Source organism: Flavobacterium sp. GNP011 (assembly GCF_056428925.1).
On record NZ_JBWJVJ010000003.1, the window covers coordinates 146004 to 164115 of the forward strand.

The following is an 18112-nucleotide window of genomic DNA, read 5'->3' on the forward strand; positions in this document are numbered from 1 at the left end:
TTCAAAAAATGTTGCTAAAAGTTCAAATATTGATTTGCGATTGTTTGGGAGTGGTTCCAAATTTATTTTTATACGCTTGTACAAAACTGGACAAATTTTCAAACCCTATTTGTTCGTACACATCAGACGCGCGCATTTTTTTGGTTTGCAACAAGTAAGCTGCATGTTCAAGTCTTTTTTCTTGAAACCATCGGATTGGGCTTGTTTGAAATTCTTTTTCAAAGTTGCGTTTAAAAGTAGAAACGCTCATGTTACATAAAAACGAAAGTTCTTGTATGCTTAAATTGTTCAAAGCGTTCTTGTGCATAGTATCTACAAATGTTTTTGCCGATGGGTTTTGATGATGAACAAAATTCAATAAAAAATCGATACCCTTCATTTGTACAAGATACAGTAGAATTTCCTCAAATTTTAACGGCAGCATTTTGTTGATAAAATCAATAGGTTGCGTCTGGAGGTGAATCAAACTCTTAACAATATTTTGAATCACACGATCATATTCTGTAATTATAAATGGATCGTTATTTTGAGTCGTATTGTTTTTATAATCATACTTTTTTAGAAAGTCTTCAACGGCTTTGTCCGAAAAAAACAGCAACATACTTCGGTAATTTTGACTCAAAGAAATGCTTTCGCTCATCAAACAATTACCTGCTTTAATAATCACAAATTTATCGTTTTCGATGCGCGTTGTGTGGTTTTGGGTAATGAGTTCTTTGGTTCCGTTGAGTAAAAAACTAAAAACATTTTTAGAAAGTTGCACCTTGTTTTTATTGATACTTTTTGAAATAAAATATTCATACAGTTGTAGTTCACTATCGCTGTTGGTTTCTATTTGCTCAGGTAAATATTGAATTTCCATTTTATAATTTAAATTTTTCTACAATAAATATAGTTATCCAAATAGCTCACTTGCCACATCTTCTATTTTAGCGACCATCCTAATTTGTATTCCTGTGTTTTTTAAAGTGATTTTATTGTATTTAGATACAAAAATGGTCGAAAATCCTAGTTTTTCTGCTTCCTGAATGCGCTGATCTACTCGGTTTACAGGACGTATTTCGCCCGAAAGTCCTACTTCGCCAGCAAAACAAAAATCTTTGTTGACTGCAATATCTTCATTTGAAGATAGAATGGCAGCAACAACTGCCAAGTCAATAGCGGGATCGTCTACCGAGATTCCTCCCGTGATGTTCAAGAAAACGTCTTTGGCGCCAAGCCTAAAACCAGCTCTTTTTTCGAGTACTGCCAAAATCATATTGAGCCTTTTAGCATTATAACCCGTGGTGCTTCGTTGCGGCGTTCCGTACACAGCGGTGCTCACGAGTGCTTGAATTTCAATCATTAAAGGACGCATTCCTTCAAGGGTTGAGGCAATTGCGGTACCTGATAATTCCTCGTTTTTGTGCGAAATTAATATTTCTGATGGGTTAGCCACTTCGCGCAGGCCGCTACCTAGCATTTCATAAATTCCTATTTCGGCCGTAGAGCCAAAACGGTTTTTCAGAGAGCGTAAAATACGGTATACGTGATTGCGGTCTCCTTCAAACTGCAACACCGTGTCTACCATGTGCTCCAAAATTTTAGGACCTGCAATGTTTCCGTCTTTGGTAATGTGCCCAATTAGAATGACAGGAATATTGGTTTCTTTGGCAAATTTGATCAATTCGGCGGTAGTTTCCCTAATTTGAGAAATACTCCCAGGTGTTGATTCAATATAGTCCGTATGCAAAGTTTGAATGGAATCTATAATTACAATCTCTGGCTGAATGGCTTCAATTTGTTTGAAGATGTTTTGTGTCTTGGTTTCGGTCAAGATGTAGCAATTGTCTCCGCTAGGCGTAATCCTCTCGGCACGCATTTTTATTTGTTTCTGACTTTCTTCGCCTGATACGTATAGCGTTTTGTAGGGTAATTTTAAGGAAATTTGCAGCAAAAGTGTACTTTTTCCAATGCCTGGTTCACCGCCTAAAAGAATTAAAGAACCAGGTACAATACCACCACCTAAAACGCGGTTCAATTCGCCATCAGTAGTATCCATGCGAATCTCTTGAGCTGAATCAATTTCATTTATACGCAGTGGTCTTGGTGCTTTGCTAGTAGGAGTGGGTTCTCTCTTCCAAGCTACTTTTTCTTGTTTTTGAACAATTTCTTCAGCAATAGTGTTCCATTCTTTACAGGAGTTGCACTGTCCTTGCCATTTGGCATATTGAGCACCACAGTTTTGGCAAAAAAAAGTTGTTTTTACTTTTGACATTATTTTTTTGGTATTTGAGTAGTCATATCCTCGTATTTTTCAAGCATCATCGTTTTAGTCAAATCCCCTATCTCTTCTTGTTGTGAAGCTGTTTGATAGTATTTTGCTGCTCTTTTGGGCTCACCTAATTTTTCATACATCAAACCTAGTTCATAATCTGAAAGCATGGATTTTGGGTAATTAACAGTTGCAATTTCTGCTAATTGTCCCAGTTCTGAGTAGGCTTTATTTTTTAGTATTGCGGCTTCAATGGCTTTAAAATCATTGAGTCTTACTAGAGTTCTTAAACCTAAATTTTCATAAAGAGTGTCATAGCGTGCCACTAAATAGTCTACATAACCAGAGGGTAAAGTGGCTATTTTTTCACTAAATTCTAATGAAGAAATTGGTTTGTAAGATTCAAAGAAATGGTAAAGCGCATTAGGAATTGCTTGAAGTACCACAGCATAATGTGATGTGTTTTTAAAATTATCAAATTTATAGTGTACCAATGGGTTTTTAACCTCCTGTAAGCCAGCATCTAGGTTTTTGATTCCATTTTGAATTTTGCGGATGTCACCATCTCCATTTGCCTGATAATAGAAAATAGATTTTTTGGTTTTTGAAAGTTCATCCGGTAATCTTTCCTGCATGCCTTTTGTAAGTTCAGGTGCAAGTGAAATATAGGCTTGAAATAGCGGATTTTCTTTGTACAAAAAATAGTTTAAAAAACCTGCGGTAGTGTCATGTCCAGCAATGATTCTAAACGGTGCTGTGGGATATTTTTTTTCAAGATATGGGATTAATTCGCCTCCTATAAAATTAAAAAATTTGGCACCTTTACCGGTTAGTTCATCCTCTACGTCATCATGCATACAGTCATCTATGCGTTCGTTTTTTTGATTTTGATGAATGCCTACAATAATGGTTTCTGGCAGGTCATCCCAGTAGGCGCCATATTGTAACGCGCCATAAAAGGGATCAAATAGATAATCTCCATCTAGAAGTATCAAGATCGGGTATTTTTTATTTGGATTTTTTTCTATTGATAGCGGCAGGCTTATGGTCATTTCTCTCTTTTCGCCAAGTATTTGAGAATCGAATGTGAAGGGTGTTTTTTGAGAAAAAACGGTTACGCTAAACAACAATAATAATAGTGTTTTTTTCATTATAAGGTTAGATTTGGTAGGGTCTTACGTCGTATACAATTTACAAAGCAAGATACTATAATATTTGTTTTTTATAGCAGGTGTTCTCTTTTTTTATGTTGTAAGTCTTAATGTGGCTGTGATTTTAGGTTTTTAATTGGTTAACGTTTCAATTAGTTTTCTCTATTTTTTTTACAAAAAAACCACAAACACTGCCTATAACTAAGGTGCGTGTTTGTGGTAGTGTCATTATAACCTACTTGTGCTAGCGGGTTTATGTTAGTGAATTGTCGTTTTCGTTAGGGAAAATAACCCATGGTTTAAATGTTTTTGCTTCCTCAAAGTCCATGCCTGCATACGAAATAATAATAATGATATCATCTTTTTGTACCTTTCTGGCAGCGGGACCGTTTAGTGTAATGGTTCCGGAGTTTTTTTCTCCTTTGATGGCGTAGGTTTCAAAACGTTCTCCGTTATTGATGTTTACAATTGAAACTTTCTCACCTTCAATAATATTAGATGCTTCTAACAGGGATTCGTCAATAGTAATAGAGCCGATATAATTTAAATCTGCTCCGGTTACCTTAACGCGGTGAATTTTTGATTTTAAGACTTGGATTTGCATGCTACAAAGGTAAATTAATTTAATGAAATGGTATCAATCAATCTAATATTGTTGACTATTACCGCTATAAAAGCTCTGTATTTTTTATTTTTGTTTTTTCGAGTGCAGTTTAAAAGTGTAGCTTCGTCTGCAATAGTAAAATATTCAAGAGTGAATTGAGTGTTATTTTCAAACGCTTTTTGAACCCATTTAGAAATCGTAAGCGTGCTGTCTTTTGAGAATTTTTCTTTTGCAGTTCTCAAAATTTTGTAAATCAGTGAGGCTTGCTCTCGTTCTTGTGGCGTTAAACGTTCGTTTCTAGAACTCATAGCAAGATTGTTGGCTTCTCTGTGTATGGGACAACCTACAACTTTTACTTGAAGTTTATTTTTAGAAACCATTTTTTTTACAATTTGTAGTTGTTGGAAATCTTTTTCGCCAAAATAAGCATTGTTAGGAGTAACAATCTCAAACAAACGTTTTACGATGGTTCCTACGCCATTAAAATGACCAGGTCTAAACTTGCCTTCCATTTGGTTTTCTAGTCCATCAAAATCAAATGATTGGGAAGTTGGTTTTCCGTCATAAATATCTTCAACAGTTGGCGCGTACAAAATAATGCTGTCGTCTAGATTTGTAAGCTTTTTAATATCTTCTTCCAGTGTCCTAGGATATTTTTCTAGGTCCTCTGGATTGTTAAACTGTGTTGGATTTACAAAAATACTAACCACTGTAGTGTCATTTTCTTGCAATGATTTTTTCATCAAAGCTAGGTGTCCTTCATGCAAAGCGCCCATTGTAGGAACAAATCCAATAGTCTTCTGACTATCTTTAATAGATTTTAAATAGTCCATCAAAGGTGCTTTTCCATAGAAAATTGGCATGGTAGTATTATTAAAATTAAATGCAAACTTACTATTTTAGTTAATAACTGCATAAATTTTTGTAATTTTGCATGGTTTTTATTGCCAATAAATAAAGTAAATTACAATATGAAAGATAAGAGGATATTATATGTATCATCTGAAGTGGTGCCGTATCTCGCTGAAAACGAGGTCTCTTTAATGTCTTATGACGTTCCAAAAATGATTAATGATCAAGGTGGACAGATAAGAATTTTTATGCCAAGGTATGGAAATATTAACGAGAGAAGACATCAATTACACGAGGTAATTAGACTTTCGGGGATGAATTTGGTAGTAAATGATTTGGATATGCCCTTAATTATTAAGGTTGCATCCATACCAAAAGAGCGTATACAAGTTTATTTTATTGATAATGATGACTACTTTAAACGTAAAGCAACTTTTGCTGACGAAGAGGGTGTTATGTATCCTGATAATGATGAGCGTGCAATTTTCTTTGCAAAAGGTGTAGTAGAAACAGTAAAAAAACTCAACTGGGTTCCAGACATCATTCACGTTCATGGATGGTTAGCAGCGATGTTGCCGGTTTATATGAAGCATTTTTATAAAAACGAAGCTTTATTTTCAGAAACAAAGATTGTAACATCTGTGTACAGTCAGTCTTTTGATGGTACTCTTGATGTTGAAATGATCAATAAAGTGAAATTTGATGGTGTTCCAGAAGAAGCAATATCTGATCTTGAAATCCCTAACTACGAGAATATTATTAAAACCACCATAAAGCATTCTGATGCAGTGATTATTGCTTCTGATTCACTGACGCCAAGTTTAACAAAATTTATAGAATCTTCAGGAAAACCTTTTTTACCTTTCGCACCGAAAGATGCATTCGCCGAGGCGTATACAAATTTCTACATAAACGAAATGCTTTAAATTAACCCTTTTTAATACATATGATTAATAATTCTTTATTCAAGAAAGTTTTCCTTGGTTTAACTGTTATTTTTATGGCTTCATGCGATAAAGATTTCAATGAAATAGGTGGTGATTTATTAGGAGATAACAATTTTGAACTCAACAAACAATCGTTCGGTGTAACTGGCTACAATCAAAAAACAGGTGTTGTACAGTCGAATAATTTAGATGTAAATGCGCTTGGAATTTATAACAGTAGCAATTTTGGTGAAACTACTGCTAATTTTAATACTCAACTTACATTAGCTACAGCGGTAACCTCAGTTAGTACAAATCCTTATGTAGAAAGCGTAGTTCTAACGGTTCCTTATTTTGTTGATAATAGCCAAACAAAAAATAATACTAATGGTTCTCCTACGTATGTATTAGATTCTATTTACGGTCCTGAAAAAGCTATTATGAAACTAAGCGTTTATGAGTCGGGTTTTTTTATGAGAGATGCTGATCCTAGCGGAGGTTTTCAGCAACAACAACGATATTTTTCAGATCAAAATTCAGATTTTGATAACTTTAAAAAACCAAATCGTTTAAATGATAGTTCAGAGAAAGTGCAAAACGATGAGTTTTTCTTTGATGCTACTGCAAAAAAGACTACTACTAAAGACACGGTTACAAAGGTTGAAACAACTACTTATGGTCCGCCTGAAATTCAGTTGAATTTGAATAAAAGTTATTTTAAAACCCGAATTATTGACGCAATTAACTCCGGGAAATTAGCTAATAATGATGTTTTCAAAAATTATTTTAGAGGTTTGTATTTTAAAATTGAAAAAGCAGGAACTAGTCCAGGAAATCTAGCTATGCTTAATTTTAAAAGTGGTAAGATTACCATTAAATACAATGAGGATTTAGTCACTACAACAGGCGGAGTAACCACAACTACTCGTATTAAAAAGACAATCGAACTTAACATGACGGGTAATACCGTTAGTTTATTGAGTAATGATTTTTCTACTAGTGGTTCTGTTTATAATAATTTGCCTTTTACTGGAAACACTACTACTGGTGATGATAAGCTTTTCTTAAGAGGAGGAGAAGGTTCGCTTGCTGTAGTAGAACTTTTTGATAAAACAGATGTAAAAGGATATACCGCTACGGGTGCTCTTACGGGTCCAAACAATATTTCGGATCAATTAGATGACCTAAGATTTCCTGCTGATGGAAAAAAATTATTGGTCAATGAAGCTAATTTAGTTTTTCATATAGATGCGGCTTCAATGGCTAGTAGTGTAGAACCTCAAAGAATATATTTGTATGACTTTACAAACAACCGAGTAATGTTTGATTATGCTGTAGACGATTCTGGTAATACTTTGGATGCCAAGAAAGGAAAAGTTATTTATGGCGGTCAATTAGTTAAAAATGCAACCACAAAAAGAGGTGTTTCTTATAAGATTAGAATTACAAACCATATTCGGAATTTAATCAACAACAAAGACTCTACTAATGTGAAACTTGGACTTGTTGTTACTGAGGATATAATTAAATCTACCTCATACAAAGTAAAATCAGCCAATTCATTTGTACGTGAAGTACCTGTTGGATCAGTTATGAATCCTTTAGGCACTATTTTATTTGGAGGGAATAGTTCTGTTCCGGCAGATAAGAGGTTGAAATTTGAAATTTATTTTACAAAACCTAATTAAGAAAAAAATATGTGTGGAATCGTTGGATATATTGGATTTAGAGAAGCTTACCCTATAGTAATTAAAGGACTGAAAAGACTAGAATATAGAGGTTATGATAGTGCTGGTGTTATGCTTTTTGATGGAGAAAATTTAAAAGTTTCAAAAACGAAAGGTAAAGTAGCAGATCTAGAACAAAAAGCATCTCAAGAAATAACAACCAACGGAAGTATAGGTATAGGGCATACACGTTGGGCTACACACGGTGTTCCTAATGATGTGAACTCTCATCCACATCTTTCAAATTCAGGGGATTTGGCAATTGTTCATAATGGAATTATTGAAAATTATGCTCCCTTAAAATCAGAGCTGACAAAAAGAGGATATATATTTCATTCAGATACTGATACGGAAGTTTTGGTTAATTTGATTGAAGAAGTGCAAAAAAAGGACAAACTAAAACTAGGTAAAGCAGTTCAAGTGGCTTTAAATCAAGTGGTAGGAGCCTATGCTATTGCTGTATTCGACAAAAAGAATCCTAATGAAATTGTTGCAGCCCGTTTGGGTAGTCCACTTGCTATCGGTGTAGGCGAAGGCGAATTTTTTGTTGCCTCAGATGCATCTCCATTTATAGAATTTACATCTAATGCTGTTTATTTAGAAGATGGTGAAATGGCTAACATAAGGTTGCATAAACCTATGAAAGTTCGAAAAATAAAAGATGATTCACTTGTAAATCCTACCATTCAGGAGCTCCAAATGAATTTAGAGCAAATTGAAAAAGGAGGTTATGATCATTTCATGATGAAAGAGATTTATGAACAGCCTAGTGTAATAAAAGACACCTACCGTGGTCGTTTACATGCTAATGAAGGGTTGATTCAAATGGCTGGTATTGAGGATAATTTAGAAAAATTTTTAAACGCAGATCGTATTATCATCGTAGCTTGCGGAACTTCATGGCATGCTGGATTGGTTGCTGAATATGTTTTTGAAGAATTTGCAAGGATACCTGTAGAAGTGGAATACGCTTCTGAATTTAGATATAGAAACCCCATTATAAACAAAAAAGATATTGTTATTGCAATTTCACAATCTGGTGAAACAGCAGACACTATGGCTGCCATAAAATTAGCCAAAGAAAATGGTGCTTTTGTTTTTGGAGTTTGTAATGTTGTTGGTTCGTCTATATCAAGGGAAAGTCATGCTGGTGCTTATACACATGCTGGACCTGAGATTGGAGTAGCTTCTACCAAGGCTTTTACAACGCAAATTACAGTATTGACAATGATCGCTTTGAGACTAGCAAAGGCTAAGGGTACTTTATCTCACTCAGCTTTTCATGCATATTTAGAAGAGCTTGAAATTATACCTGAAAAAGTAAAAGAAGCTCTTGAAACAAATGCAAAAGCTCAAGAAATTGCTTCTATATTTAAAGATTCATCAAACTGTTTGTACCTTGGTCGTGGTTATAATTTCCCAGTAGCACTTGAAGGCGCTTTAAAGCTAAAGGAGATTTCGTATATTCATGCTGAAGGATATCCCGCTGCCGAAATGAAACACGGACCTATAGCATTGATTGATGAATCAATGCCGGTAATAGTTATTGCGCCTAAACAAGGTCATTATGATAAAATTGTAAGTAACATACAAGAAATTAAGTCTCGTAGTGGAAGAATTATAGCAGTTGTTACAAAAGGAGATACACAAGTTAGGGATCTCGCTGATTATGTAATTGAGATACCTGAAACTTCTGATGCGCTATCGCCTTTAATTACTACAATACCTTTGCAATTATTATCCTATCATATTGCAGTAATGCGTGGTTGTAATGTTGATCAACCTAGAAACCTAGCTAAATCTGTTACTGTTGAATAAGTAGTTTTTAACTAAACGTATACTAACCCTGAAATTAATTTTTCAGGGTTTTTTTATGGATTTGTATTTTTTACAACAAAGATGCGAAACGGTCTTTGATACATGATTTTTTATGGTTTTTGTTACTTTTATGAAATATTTAAAAATTAATAAAATAATTATCAAATATGTATTTTTTATATGCGTGCATAATGAATATCTTTTTTTTAAGCATAAAATTTAACATAAAAATAATAATAGCAAATATGAATTAACCTCAATTCTTTCTATTTAACTGCTGAATATGAAATTTATTCGTTCCTTTTTTAATAATATCAAAAATATTTGTACTTTGGCTACATAAACCAACTAATTATAGACTAATGAGAGTGTATTTACTTTTTTTGACATTGTTTTTTTGCAGCATATCGTTTGCACAAAGTACAATTTCAGGTGTTGTTACAGATAGTAACAACCAGCCAATTCCTGGAGCCAACATTAAGGTTGTTGGAGAGTCTGCAGGTACAACTAGTGATGTAACAGGTGCGTTTGCATTAAAGTCATCAAAAAGACCACCCTTTGTAATAGAGGTATCCACTGTTGGTTTTACTTCTCAAAGAGTATCTGTTACTTCAAGTAGCCAAAAAGTTACTGTTAAATTATTGGATGAGGAGAACAAGCTTGATGAAATTGTAATTTCTGCTTCAAGAACTCCAGAGCGTGTTCTTGAGTCTCCAGTTACTATTGAAAGAATGGGAATTGCTGAAATCAAGAAAACAGCATCGCCTTCTTTTTACGATGGGTTAGAGAATATGAAAGAAGTCCAAATGAATACTTCAAGTATGTCATTTAAGTCTATTAACACTAGAGGATTTGCAACAGTTGCAAACACGCGTTTCATGCAATTAGTTGATGGTATGGATAATTCTTCGCCTTTGTTAAATTTTGTATTGGGTAACTTGATTGGTGTTTCTGAAATTGATGTGCAGTCTGTGGAGTTGTTACCAGGGGCATCTTCTGCTTTGTATGGTGCTAATGCTTTCAACGGAATTTTGTTTATGACAAGTAAAAGTCCATTTACTAGTGAAGGGATTAGAGCTTACGCTAAATTTGGTCAAACCAGCCAAAAAGCAGCAGGTACAAATGACTATGTTGATTACGGAGTTCGTATGGCAAAAGCTTTTAATAAGTATTTTGCAGCCAAAGCAAATTTTGCTTATATGAGAGGAACGGAATGGCATGCTGTTAATTATGATGATAAAACAGTTGCAGGTAGAGATAGAACTCATTATGGATATGATGGAATCAATGTATATGGTGATGAAGTTGCAACAGTAATTCCTGCTCCTACTTTACCTAGCGATAGGGTTTCAAGAACAGGTTACAACGAAACTGATTTAACAGATAATAAAGTTTCTAATACTAAAATAGATTTCTCTTTACATTTACGTCCACTTGGAGATGAAAGATTAGAGGTTATTTGGCAAAGTAAATTTGGTTACGGTAATACGGTATACCAAGGTGCAAATCGTTATTATTTGAATAACTTTTTCATGCAACAGCATAAATTAGAATTTAAAGGTAAAAATTTCTTTTTAAGAGGTTATACTACTACTGAAGATGGTGGTCAATCATATGACATGTTGTTTACTGGTATTAACATAAATAGAAAGTGGAAGTCAGATCAACAATGGTTTACTGAATATGGTACTACATTTGCTAATTCTACACTTGGAGGTATGTTGCCAGCAGATGCACACAGAGCGGCTAGAGCAAGAGCGGATCAGGGAAGATTCTTGCCAGGTACTCCTGAGTTTAGAAATGCTTTTAATCAAGTGACTAATGAAGCAAGTGTTTTGTCTGGTTCTAAGTTAGTTGACAATTCAAGAATTTATCATTCTGATGTTAATTATAACTTTAAAGATTTAATCAAATTTGCAGAAATTCAAGTTGGTGGTTCTTACAGAGAATATAAGTTGAATTCATTTGGTCGTATTTATACAGATGCTAATGGTCCTATAAATTATAATGAATACGGAGGATATACTCAAGTAATGAAAAAAATGATGGACGATCGTTTAAAATTTACAGGATCTATTCGTTATGACAAAGCACAAAATTTTGATGGAAATATTTCTCCAAGAGTTTCGCTAGTCTATTCAGGTGGTCAAAATAAAAATCATAACTTTAGAGGTTCGTTCCAGACCGGTTTTAGAAACCCAACTACTCAAGATCAATACATAGGTTTTAATGTAGGTAGCGCTATCTTACTTGGTTCTGCGCCAGATAACCTAACTCGATTTACAGAGACATTACCTATATCTGGAGCAATAGGTCAAGGTTTTGCTGGAGGAAGTACAGTTACCATAAATGGTCTTAATGCATACAATAATTCGTATACGGCTTCTTCAGTATTAGCTTTTGCTTCAGCAGGAAATCCTGCATTATTGAGAAAAACAAATGCTGGTTTAGTAAAGCCTGAAGAGGTTAAGGCTTTTGAACTTGGATATCGTTCTTTTATTAATAGAACATCTATCGACATCAATGGGTATTATAATGTATATAATAACTTCATTGGAAACTTAAATGTGATCGCTCCATTATATGGAACAGCAACAGATGGAGGAGGATTAACAACTGCCGGAGGTCAACAATCTATACATGCTATACAAAATGGCAATACTAGAACCTTTCAATTGTATACAAACACGCCACTTGAAATTGAATCTATTGGTTTTGGTATTGGTTTGTCAAGAAAAGTATATAAAGAGTTTGAGATAGGTGCTAATTACAATTATGCTGAATTTAGTTTTGATCAATCTAAAGATCCAAGTTTTGAAGCTGGATTCAATACTCCAAAACACCGTATTAAAGCTTCAATAGGTAATGAAAAATTACTCCCTAATTTTGGGTTTAACATCAGCGGAAGATGGAATAGTGAATATTTATGGCAATCTTCTTTTGCAGACGGAACTATAGCTTCAGCCACGGTAATTGATGCTCAATTGAATTACAATTTCCCTTCTTTGAAATCAACTCTAAAAGTTGGAGCTTCAAACATAGGAGGTAAAGAGTATGGACAGGTATTAGGAGCGGGTCTTATTGGACAACAGTATTTTGCTTCATGGACTATTAACCCTTAAGGATTAGATTAACAGTAAAATCAAAGAAAAATGATAAAAAATTTCAAATGGTTACTATTTGCTTCCCTAGCATTTGTAGCGTGTAATAATGAGGATGAAGTTGTAGTAGATACTACGTCTTCTGATGGAAAAGCTTTGACTGCTGGTTCTGCAGTTGTAACAAAATATGTAGCGCTTGGAGATTCGTATGCTGCTGGTTTTAGTGATAATGCTTTGTTTATAGAAGCGCAAAAAGGTTCTTATGCTAATATTATAGCACAGCAATTTGCGTTAAAAGGTGGAGGAGAATTTAAGACGCCTTTGATGGCTGATAACATAGGTGGGTTGTTACTTGGTGGGAACGTAATTTTAAATCAACGATTGTTTTTTAATGGTGCTGCACCTGCTCTGGTAACAGGAAGACCTTCTACGGAAGTTACTACAAAGCTTACAGGTCCTTTTGGTAACTTGGGTGTTCCAGGTGCAAAAAGTTACCACTTAGTAGCGCCGGGATATGGTAATGTGGCTGGTGTAGCTACAGGTGCTGCAAACCCATACTTTGCTCGATTTGCTACATCAGCTTCAACAACAGTTGTGGCAGATGCAGTTGCTCAGGATCCTACCTTTTTCTCATTGTGGATTGGTGGTAATGATGTATTAAGTTATGCTACTTCTGGCGGTTCAGGAAGAAACCAAACCGGTAATACGAATCCTGCTACTTATGCGAGCAATGATATTACAGACCCAACTGTTTTTGCTGGTGTTTATAACAGTATCGTTAATGCAATGACAGCAAAGGGAGCGAAAGGTGTTGTGGCAAATTTACCTTATGTAACGGCTTTGCCTTATTTTACAACAGTTCCGTTTAATCCATTGACAGCATCAGTTTTAGGTCGTGGAAATGTTGCGGTTGGAACAGCAACGATTCAAGGTTTGAATTTGCAATTATACGGGCCATTAAAACAAGCTTTAACTGCATTTGGTGCCGGTTCTAGAATAGAATTGTTGTCTACTACTACTGCGAACCCTTTATTAATAGTTGATGAGAGTCTGCCTAATCTTGCGGCACAATTAACGGCTGCTTTTACACCTACATTAGGAGCTCAAACTGCTGCATTCTATGGTCAAGTTTTCGGTCAAGCTAGGCAAGCTACTAAGGAAGATCTTGTGGTGCTTACTGCACAAACTGTAATTGCATCAGCGCCTGTAGGTGTTCCTGCTCCGTTGAATGTTTTTGGGGTAACATATCCAATGCAAGACGTACATGTTTTAACTAAAGCTGAAGTGGCTGAAGTGAAAGTGGCTACAGATGCATACAATGCTACTATCAAATCTATAGCCGATTCAAAAGGTTTAGCGTTTGTAGAGTTAAAATCAGTAACAGATCAGTTAGCAAATGGTGGAATAATATATAATAACTATAGAGTTACTTCAGCTTTTGTTACTGGTGGAATGTTTTCCTTAGATGGAGTGCATCCAAGTCCAAGAGGATATGCAATTATTGCTAATTTGTTTACAGATGCTATAAATGCAAAGTTTGGATCTAATTTCAAAAATAAGGATGTAAGTTTATATAAAATACTTTATCCGGCTACTTTATAAGCTTTAAATCATGGAATAAAAAATAACCATCTGTTTTTGCAGGTGGTTATTTTTTTGAGGATATTGTTGTTATTGGATTGTTTTTAAGCCTTTTCTTTGTTAAGAAGTAAAAATATCCATTTTTTATAAAAAATAATTGATTTTATATTTTAAAAAATTATCTTTGCACACTGAAAAAAGCATTTAATCGATACGTTTCGATTGATACTATTTCATAAACCTAAATAGCTATTTAATAAATACATAAGTAATGTCGAAAGTAATAGGAAAAGTTGCCCAGATCATTGGACCAGTAGTTGACGTAGTTTTCAACGGTAAGGATGTTGAACTTCCAAAAATTTATGATTCGTTAGAAATCACAAAAAAAGATGGTACTTTACTAGTACTTGAAGTACAATCTCACATTGGTGAAAACACGGTTCGTACCATTTCGATGGACTCAACAGATGGTTTGAGTAGAGGTTATGAAGTAGTTGGAACAGGAAATCCTATTCAAATGCCAATTGGTGCCGATGTTTACGGAAGATTATTTAACGTAATTGGAGATGCTATTGACGGTTTGCCAGAATTGTCTAAAACGGGTGAAAACGGAATGTCAATTCACCGTCAGGCACCTAAATTCGAAGATTTATCAACTTCTTCTGAAGTTTTATTCACGGGTATCAAAGTAATTGATTTGATTGAGCCTTACTCAAAAGGGGGTAAAATTGGATTATTTGGTGGAGCCGGTGTTGGTAAAACAGTATTGATTCAGGAGTTGATTAACAATATTGCAAAAGGTCACGGTGGACTTTCAGTATTCGCAGGAGTAGGTGAAAGAACACGTGAAGGTAATGATTTGCTTCGCGAGATGTTAGAGTCAGGAATTATAAAATATGGTGATGAGTTCATGCATTCTATGGAAAATGGAGGATGGGATTTATCTAAAGTTGATTTACTAGGAATGAGAGAGTCTAAAGCTACTTTCGTTTTCGGACAAATGAATGAGCCTCCAGGAGCTCGTGCTCGTGTGGCACTTTCTGGATTATCTATTGCGGAGTATTTCCGTGATGGAGCAGGAACTGATCAAGGTAAAGATGTATTGTTCTTCGTGGATAATATCTTCCGTTTTACTCAGGCGGGTTCTGAGGTATCGGCACTTTTAGGTCGTATGCCATCTGCTGTAGGATACCAACCAACATTAGCTACAGAAATGGGAGCGATGCAAGAGCGTATCACATCTACTAATAAAGGTTCTATTACATCTGTACAAGCGGTTTACGTTCCTGCGGATGATTTAACAGATCCAGCTCCGGCTACAACTTTTGCTCACTTAGATGCAACAACAGTATTGTCTCGTAAAATTGCTGAGTTAGGTATTTATCCTGCGGTTGATCCATTGGATTCAACTTCAAGAATCCTTACTCCTCAAATCTTAGGTGATGAGCATTATGATTGCGCACAAAGAGTAAAAGAAATTTTACAAAAATACAAACAATTACAAGATATCATTGCGATTCTTGGTATGGAAGAGTTGTCTGAAGAAGATAAGTTAGCCGTTTCAAGAGCGCGTCGTGTACAACGTTTCTTATCTCAACCTTTCCACGTTGCTGAGCAATTTACAGGGTTAAAAGGAGTTTTAGTTGATATCAAAGATACTATCAAAGGTTTTAATATGATTATTGATGGTGAATTAGATCACTTGCCAGAATCAGCATTCAACCTTAAAGGTACTATTGAAGAGGCTATAGAAGCTGGAGAGAAAATGTTAGCGGAAGCATAAATTAGTATTCGGTGTTCAGTCTCAGCATTTTGTATTGAGACTGTTAACTGAGACTGTAAACTAAAAAATATGTTATTAGAAATAGTTTCACCAGAAGCAAAATTGTTCTCAGCAGAGGTTACCTCAGTAACGTTGCCAGGAGTTGACGGTAGTTTTCAAATATTGAATAATCACGCTCCAATAGTTTCTATTTTAGAAAAAGGACTTGTGAAAATTACAGCTTCAAATTTTAAATTTGCAAAAGAAGTTGCGGCTAAATTCACTATGGTAGATGCTCAAAACTATACTTTGGAAATTAACTCGGGTACCATTGAAATGAAAGACAATAAAGTAATTGTTTTAGTTGACTAAAATGATTTTAAAAAAAATAGAAAACCTCGCTACATGCGGGGTTTTTTTATAGCCAATCCCAAATCATAATATGCCAAGTAATGTCTTTCTCCTGATATGTTTTTAAAGTTGTAAACCCAACAGCTTGATGCGCGTTTAACGATCTCGCATTTATGGACGCTACTTCGGTAATAAGACAGTCATACTGATAACTCAATTCATCTTTGTAAAAATGGTACAGTTTTTTAAAGATACCTAATTCTCGATATTCTTTTGCAATACATATTTGCCCCATTATGATATAGTTTTTATTGCGCGGCACTAGGTTTTGAATTTCATCAAACAGTGGCTTTAAGGCTTTGATAGTGTCTTTAAAACTTGGTTTCATCACAAGTGCATAACCTATTACGGTATCATTTGCTTTCGAGATGCAATGCGGACATGCATTATTCATTTGTTCTAATAATTCAAAAGTATGCTGAATAGTAACAAAACCCTCTTTCTTTTTCTCCTCTACAGATATGTTATTGGATACATTTTGCTGTTGTAGGGTGATAATCTCTTGTAATTCTTTTGAAGTTGATGCTCTTGTGAATTGAATATTTTTCATGGTCTTACGGTTTAATAGATAGTGCCCATGCAAGTTAAAAATAATGAAGCTTGCTTTTATTTAATTATTGTTTTTTTGTTTAGATCAATTTAAGATGTTTATAGGCAAATGCTAGTTTTATTGGCATTATTTAAAATTTGCATCAAATGATTAAAATAAAAAAAATCGAAATCATAAAGTATACTTTACGATTTCGATTTTTTAATTAAAGAAATTAAATATTTTTAAAAATCTACATTATTTTCTTAACTCTTTTGGATCTATCTGCTATATATGATACTAACCAAGCTATTTGGCCTTCTTTACTGAAATACAATTTCTTGTTTTTGATATCTGGAATGTTTTCTAGTAGTGTAATTAAAATATTATTTCCAGATATCAAATGCTTTTGAGAATAAGTGTTTAGAACTCTTTCTATCTCTTTATCAGTGGCTGCCATTTGCTTGTATCGTGTATAATTGTTTTTGATTACTATATCATAATTAATAACGTCATCCATAGTAAATTCGCAAAAGTTATCGTCAGTTTTTGCCATACTTAATGTAAAGAAAGCCCAAACCGCACCACCGGAAAAGTATACAGAACTTTTGTCCATTGCTTTTGGCTTAGAATTAAACATTGCTTTTGTTTGTGCACGTAACTCAGGCATATATTCAAAAGATTTTGAATTGTAATCGCTTATTTCCTCTGATTTTGTTCTTTTGTTTACAATTTCAGTTAATGTGATAGAACCGTAATTTAAGCTTACAGGGAAAAATACAAATTCTTCCATAGCAGATACATCTACGTAACCTCCTTTTGTATTTCCACCTCCGATATCAAGTACCAATGAATTTTTGTATTTGTTAGGGGGAATTAATCCTTTCATGAGCATCTTTCCTTCTTGGCTTGCATCAATAAAATCCAAGTCTTTTCCTGTTTCGGCTTTCATTCGACCTATTAAGTCCTTGTGGTTTTTTGCCATTGCAACTCCAGATGAACCTATTAAGAAAACATTTTCGTTTGGTACTTTGAATTCGGTTTCTATTGTTTTTAAGTTTTCTTTTACCACTTTAATAGTCTTAAGAATTTCTTCCTCGCCAAGATTTCCATTGATAGAAATTCCTTTTGCAATACCTACATTTTCGGTCCAAAACTTTTTTACTTCATAATTTCCTCTTTTGATGTTGTCTACATCCAATACAGAAACTTTAACTCCTTTACTACCAATTTCGATCCCGGCATATAAATCTTTATTGGGTTGAGCATTAGCACTGTTTGTTATTACAAATACAACTATAGCAGTAACAGTTTTTATTTTATTTTTAATTGATGACATCCGCTTAATTTTCATTGTTTTCTAATTAGTCTTATTTTTAGATTGTATTTGTTTTAT

14 protein-coding genes are annotated in these 18112 nt (G+C 34.4%); 7 read left to right on the forward strand and 7 right to left on the reverse strand.

Translation table 11 applies throughout. The features are described from left to right. Positions 1–22: 22 nt before the first annotated feature. The 5 genes from AC061E_RS04525 to panC form a co-directional block, all read right to left on the reverse strand. Positions 23–862, reverse strand: a complete 840-nt coding sequence (locus AC061E_RS04525; protein WP_478285204.1) for a helix-turn-helix domain-containing protein — start codon at positions 860–862, stop codon at positions 23–25. Positions 863–895: 33 nt separating this feature from the next. Beyond that, positions 896–2257 (reverse strand): DNA repair protein RadA, encoded by a 1362-nt coding sequence (gene radA / locus AC061E_RS04530; RefSeq protein WP_478285205.1) that lies wholly within the window; start codon positions 2255–2257, stop codon positions 896–898. After that, positions 2257–3405 carry an alpha/beta hydrolase-fold protein gene (locus tag AC061E_RS04535; RefSeq protein WP_478285206.1) on the reverse strand — a complete coding sequence of 383 codons (1149 nt, stop codon included), beginning with the start codon at positions 3403–3405 and terminating at the stop codon, positions 2257–2259. The genes radA and AC061E_RS04535 overlap by 1 nt, the downstream gene beginning before the upstream one ends. Positions 3406–3658: 253 nt before the next feature. Next, positions 3659–4009: an aspartate 1-decarboxylase gene (gene panD, locus AC061E_RS04540; RefSeq protein WP_086453096.1), complete on the reverse strand. Its 351-nt coding sequence runs from the start codon at positions 4007–4009 to the stop codon at positions 3659–3661. Between the two features lie 14 nt (positions 4010–4023). Continuing rightward, positions 4024–4872: a pantoate--beta-alanine ligase gene (gene panC / locus AC061E_RS04545; protein ID WP_478285207.1), complete on the reverse strand. Its 849-nt coding sequence runs from the start codon at positions 4870–4872 to the stop codon at positions 4024–4026. A gap of 108 nt (positions 4873–4980) precedes the next feature. Here panC and AC061E_RS04550 point away from each other — a divergent pair, with 108 nt between their 5' ends. From AC061E_RS04550 to AC061E_RS04580, 7 genes are all read left to right on the forward strand, one after another. Further along, positions 4981–5787 (forward strand): glycogen/starch synthase, encoded by an 807-nt coding sequence (locus AC061E_RS04550; protein WP_478285208.1) that lies wholly within the window; start codon positions 4981–4983, stop codon positions 5785–5787. Between the two features lie 20 nt (positions 5788–5807). After that, a complete protein-coding gene (gene bamH / locus AC061E_RS04555) occupies positions 5808–7475 on the forward strand; it encodes a BamH family beta-barrel-assembly machinery protein (protein WP_502306421.1) in 1668 nt (555 codons plus the stop codon). Between the two features lie 9 nt (positions 7476–7484). Continuing rightward, entirely contained in the window at positions 7485–9332 is a 1848-nt protein-coding gene (gene glmS / locus AC061E_RS04560) for a glutamine--fructose-6-phosphate transaminase (isomerizing) (protein WP_478285210.1), read from the forward strand. Positions 9333–9694: 362 nt separating this feature from the next. Continuing rightward, positions 9695–12454: a TonB-dependent receptor domain-containing protein gene (locus tag AC061E_RS04565; RefSeq protein WP_478285211.1), complete on the forward strand. Its 2760-nt coding sequence runs from the start codon at positions 9695–9697 to the stop codon at positions 12452–12454. A gap of 30 nt (positions 12455–12484) precedes the next feature. After that, entirely contained in the window at positions 12485–14035 is a 1551-nt protein-coding gene (locus tag AC061E_RS04570; RefSeq protein ID WP_478285212.1) for an SGNH/GDSL hydrolase family protein, read from the forward strand. A 250-nt stretch (positions 14036–14285) separates the two neighbouring features. Beyond that, positions 14286–15797: a F0F1 ATP synthase subunit beta gene (gene atpD, locus AC061E_RS04575; protein ID WP_478285213.1), complete on the forward strand. Its 1512-nt coding sequence runs from the start codon at positions 14286–14288 to the stop codon at positions 15795–15797. A 69-nt stretch (positions 15798–15866) separates the two neighbouring features. Continuing rightward, on the forward strand, positions 15867–16148 hold the full coding sequence (locus tag AC061E_RS04580; protein ID WP_144893406.1) for a F0F1 ATP synthase subunit delta/epsilon: 282 nt from the start codon (positions 15867–15869) through the stop codon (positions 16146–16148). A gap of 46 nt (positions 16149–16194) precedes the next feature. Here the strand turns inward: AC061E_RS04580 and AC061E_RS04585 are convergent, their stop codons facing one another. Next, positions 16195–16737, reverse strand: coding sequence for a GNAT family N-acetyltransferase (locus AC061E_RS04585; RefSeq protein WP_478285214.1), 543 nt, complete (start codon positions 16735–16737; stop codon positions 16195–16197). 232 nt (positions 16738–16969) lie between these two features. Beyond that, positions 16970–18055 carry a Ppx/GppA phosphatase family protein gene (locus AC061E_RS04590; RefSeq protein ID WP_478285215.1) on the reverse strand — a complete coding sequence of 362 codons (1086 nt, stop codon included), beginning with the start codon at positions 18053–18055 and terminating at the stop codon, positions 16970–16972. Positions 18056–18112 lie beyond the last annotated feature (57 nt).

Coding starts and splice junctions, on each gene's coding strand:
- AC061E_RS04565 (WP_478285211.1), top strand. CDS start 9,695: ATGAGAGTGTATTTACTTTTTTTGACATTGTTTTTTTGCAGCATATCG.
- glmS (WP_478285210.1), top strand. CDS start 7,485: ATGTGTGGAATCGTTGGATATATTGGATTTAGAGAAGCTTACCCTATA.
- radA (WP_478285205.1), bottom strand. CDS start 2,257: ATGTCAAAAGTAAAAACAACTTTTTTTTGCCAAAACTGTGGTGCTCAA.
- AC061E_RS04525 (WP_478285204.1), bottom strand. CDS start 862: ATGGAAATTCAATATTTACCTGAGCAAATAGAAACCAACAGCGATAGT.
- bamH (WP_502306421.1), top strand. CDS start 5,808: ATGATTAATAATTCTTTATTCAAGAAAGTTTTCCTTGGTTTAACTGTT.
- AC061E_RS04535 (WP_478285206.1), bottom strand. CDS start 3,405: ATGAAAAAAACACTATTATTATTGTTGTTTAGCGTAACCGTTTTTTCT.
- AC061E_RS04550 (WP_478285208.1), top strand. CDS start 4,981: ATGAAAGATAAGAGGATATTATATGTATCATCTGAAGTGGTGCCGTAT.
- AC061E_RS04580 (WP_144893406.1), top strand. CDS start 15,867: ATGTTATTAGAAATAGTTTCACCAGAAGCAAAATTGTTCTCAGCAGAG.
- atpD (WP_478285213.1), top strand. CDS start 14,286: ATGTCGAAAGTAATAGGAAAAGTTGCCCAGATCATTGGACCAGTAGTT.
- AC061E_RS04570 (WP_478285212.1), top strand. CDS start 12,485: ATGATAAAAAATTTCAAATGGTTACTATTTGCTTCCCTAGCATTTGTA.
- AC061E_RS04590 (WP_478285215.1), bottom strand. CDS start 18,055: ATGTCATCAATTAAAAATAAAATAAAAACTGTTACTGCTATAGTTGTA.
- AC061E_RS04585 (WP_478285214.1), bottom strand. CDS start 16,737: ATGAAAAATATTCAATTCACAAGAGCATCAACTTCAAAAGAATTACAA.
- panC (WP_478285207.1), bottom strand. CDS start 4,872: ATGCCAATTTTCTATGGAAAAGCACCTTTGATGGACTATTTAAAATCT.
- panD (WP_086453096.1), bottom strand. CDS start 4,009: ATGCAAATCCAAGTCTTAAAATCAAAAATTCACCGCGTTAAGGTAACC.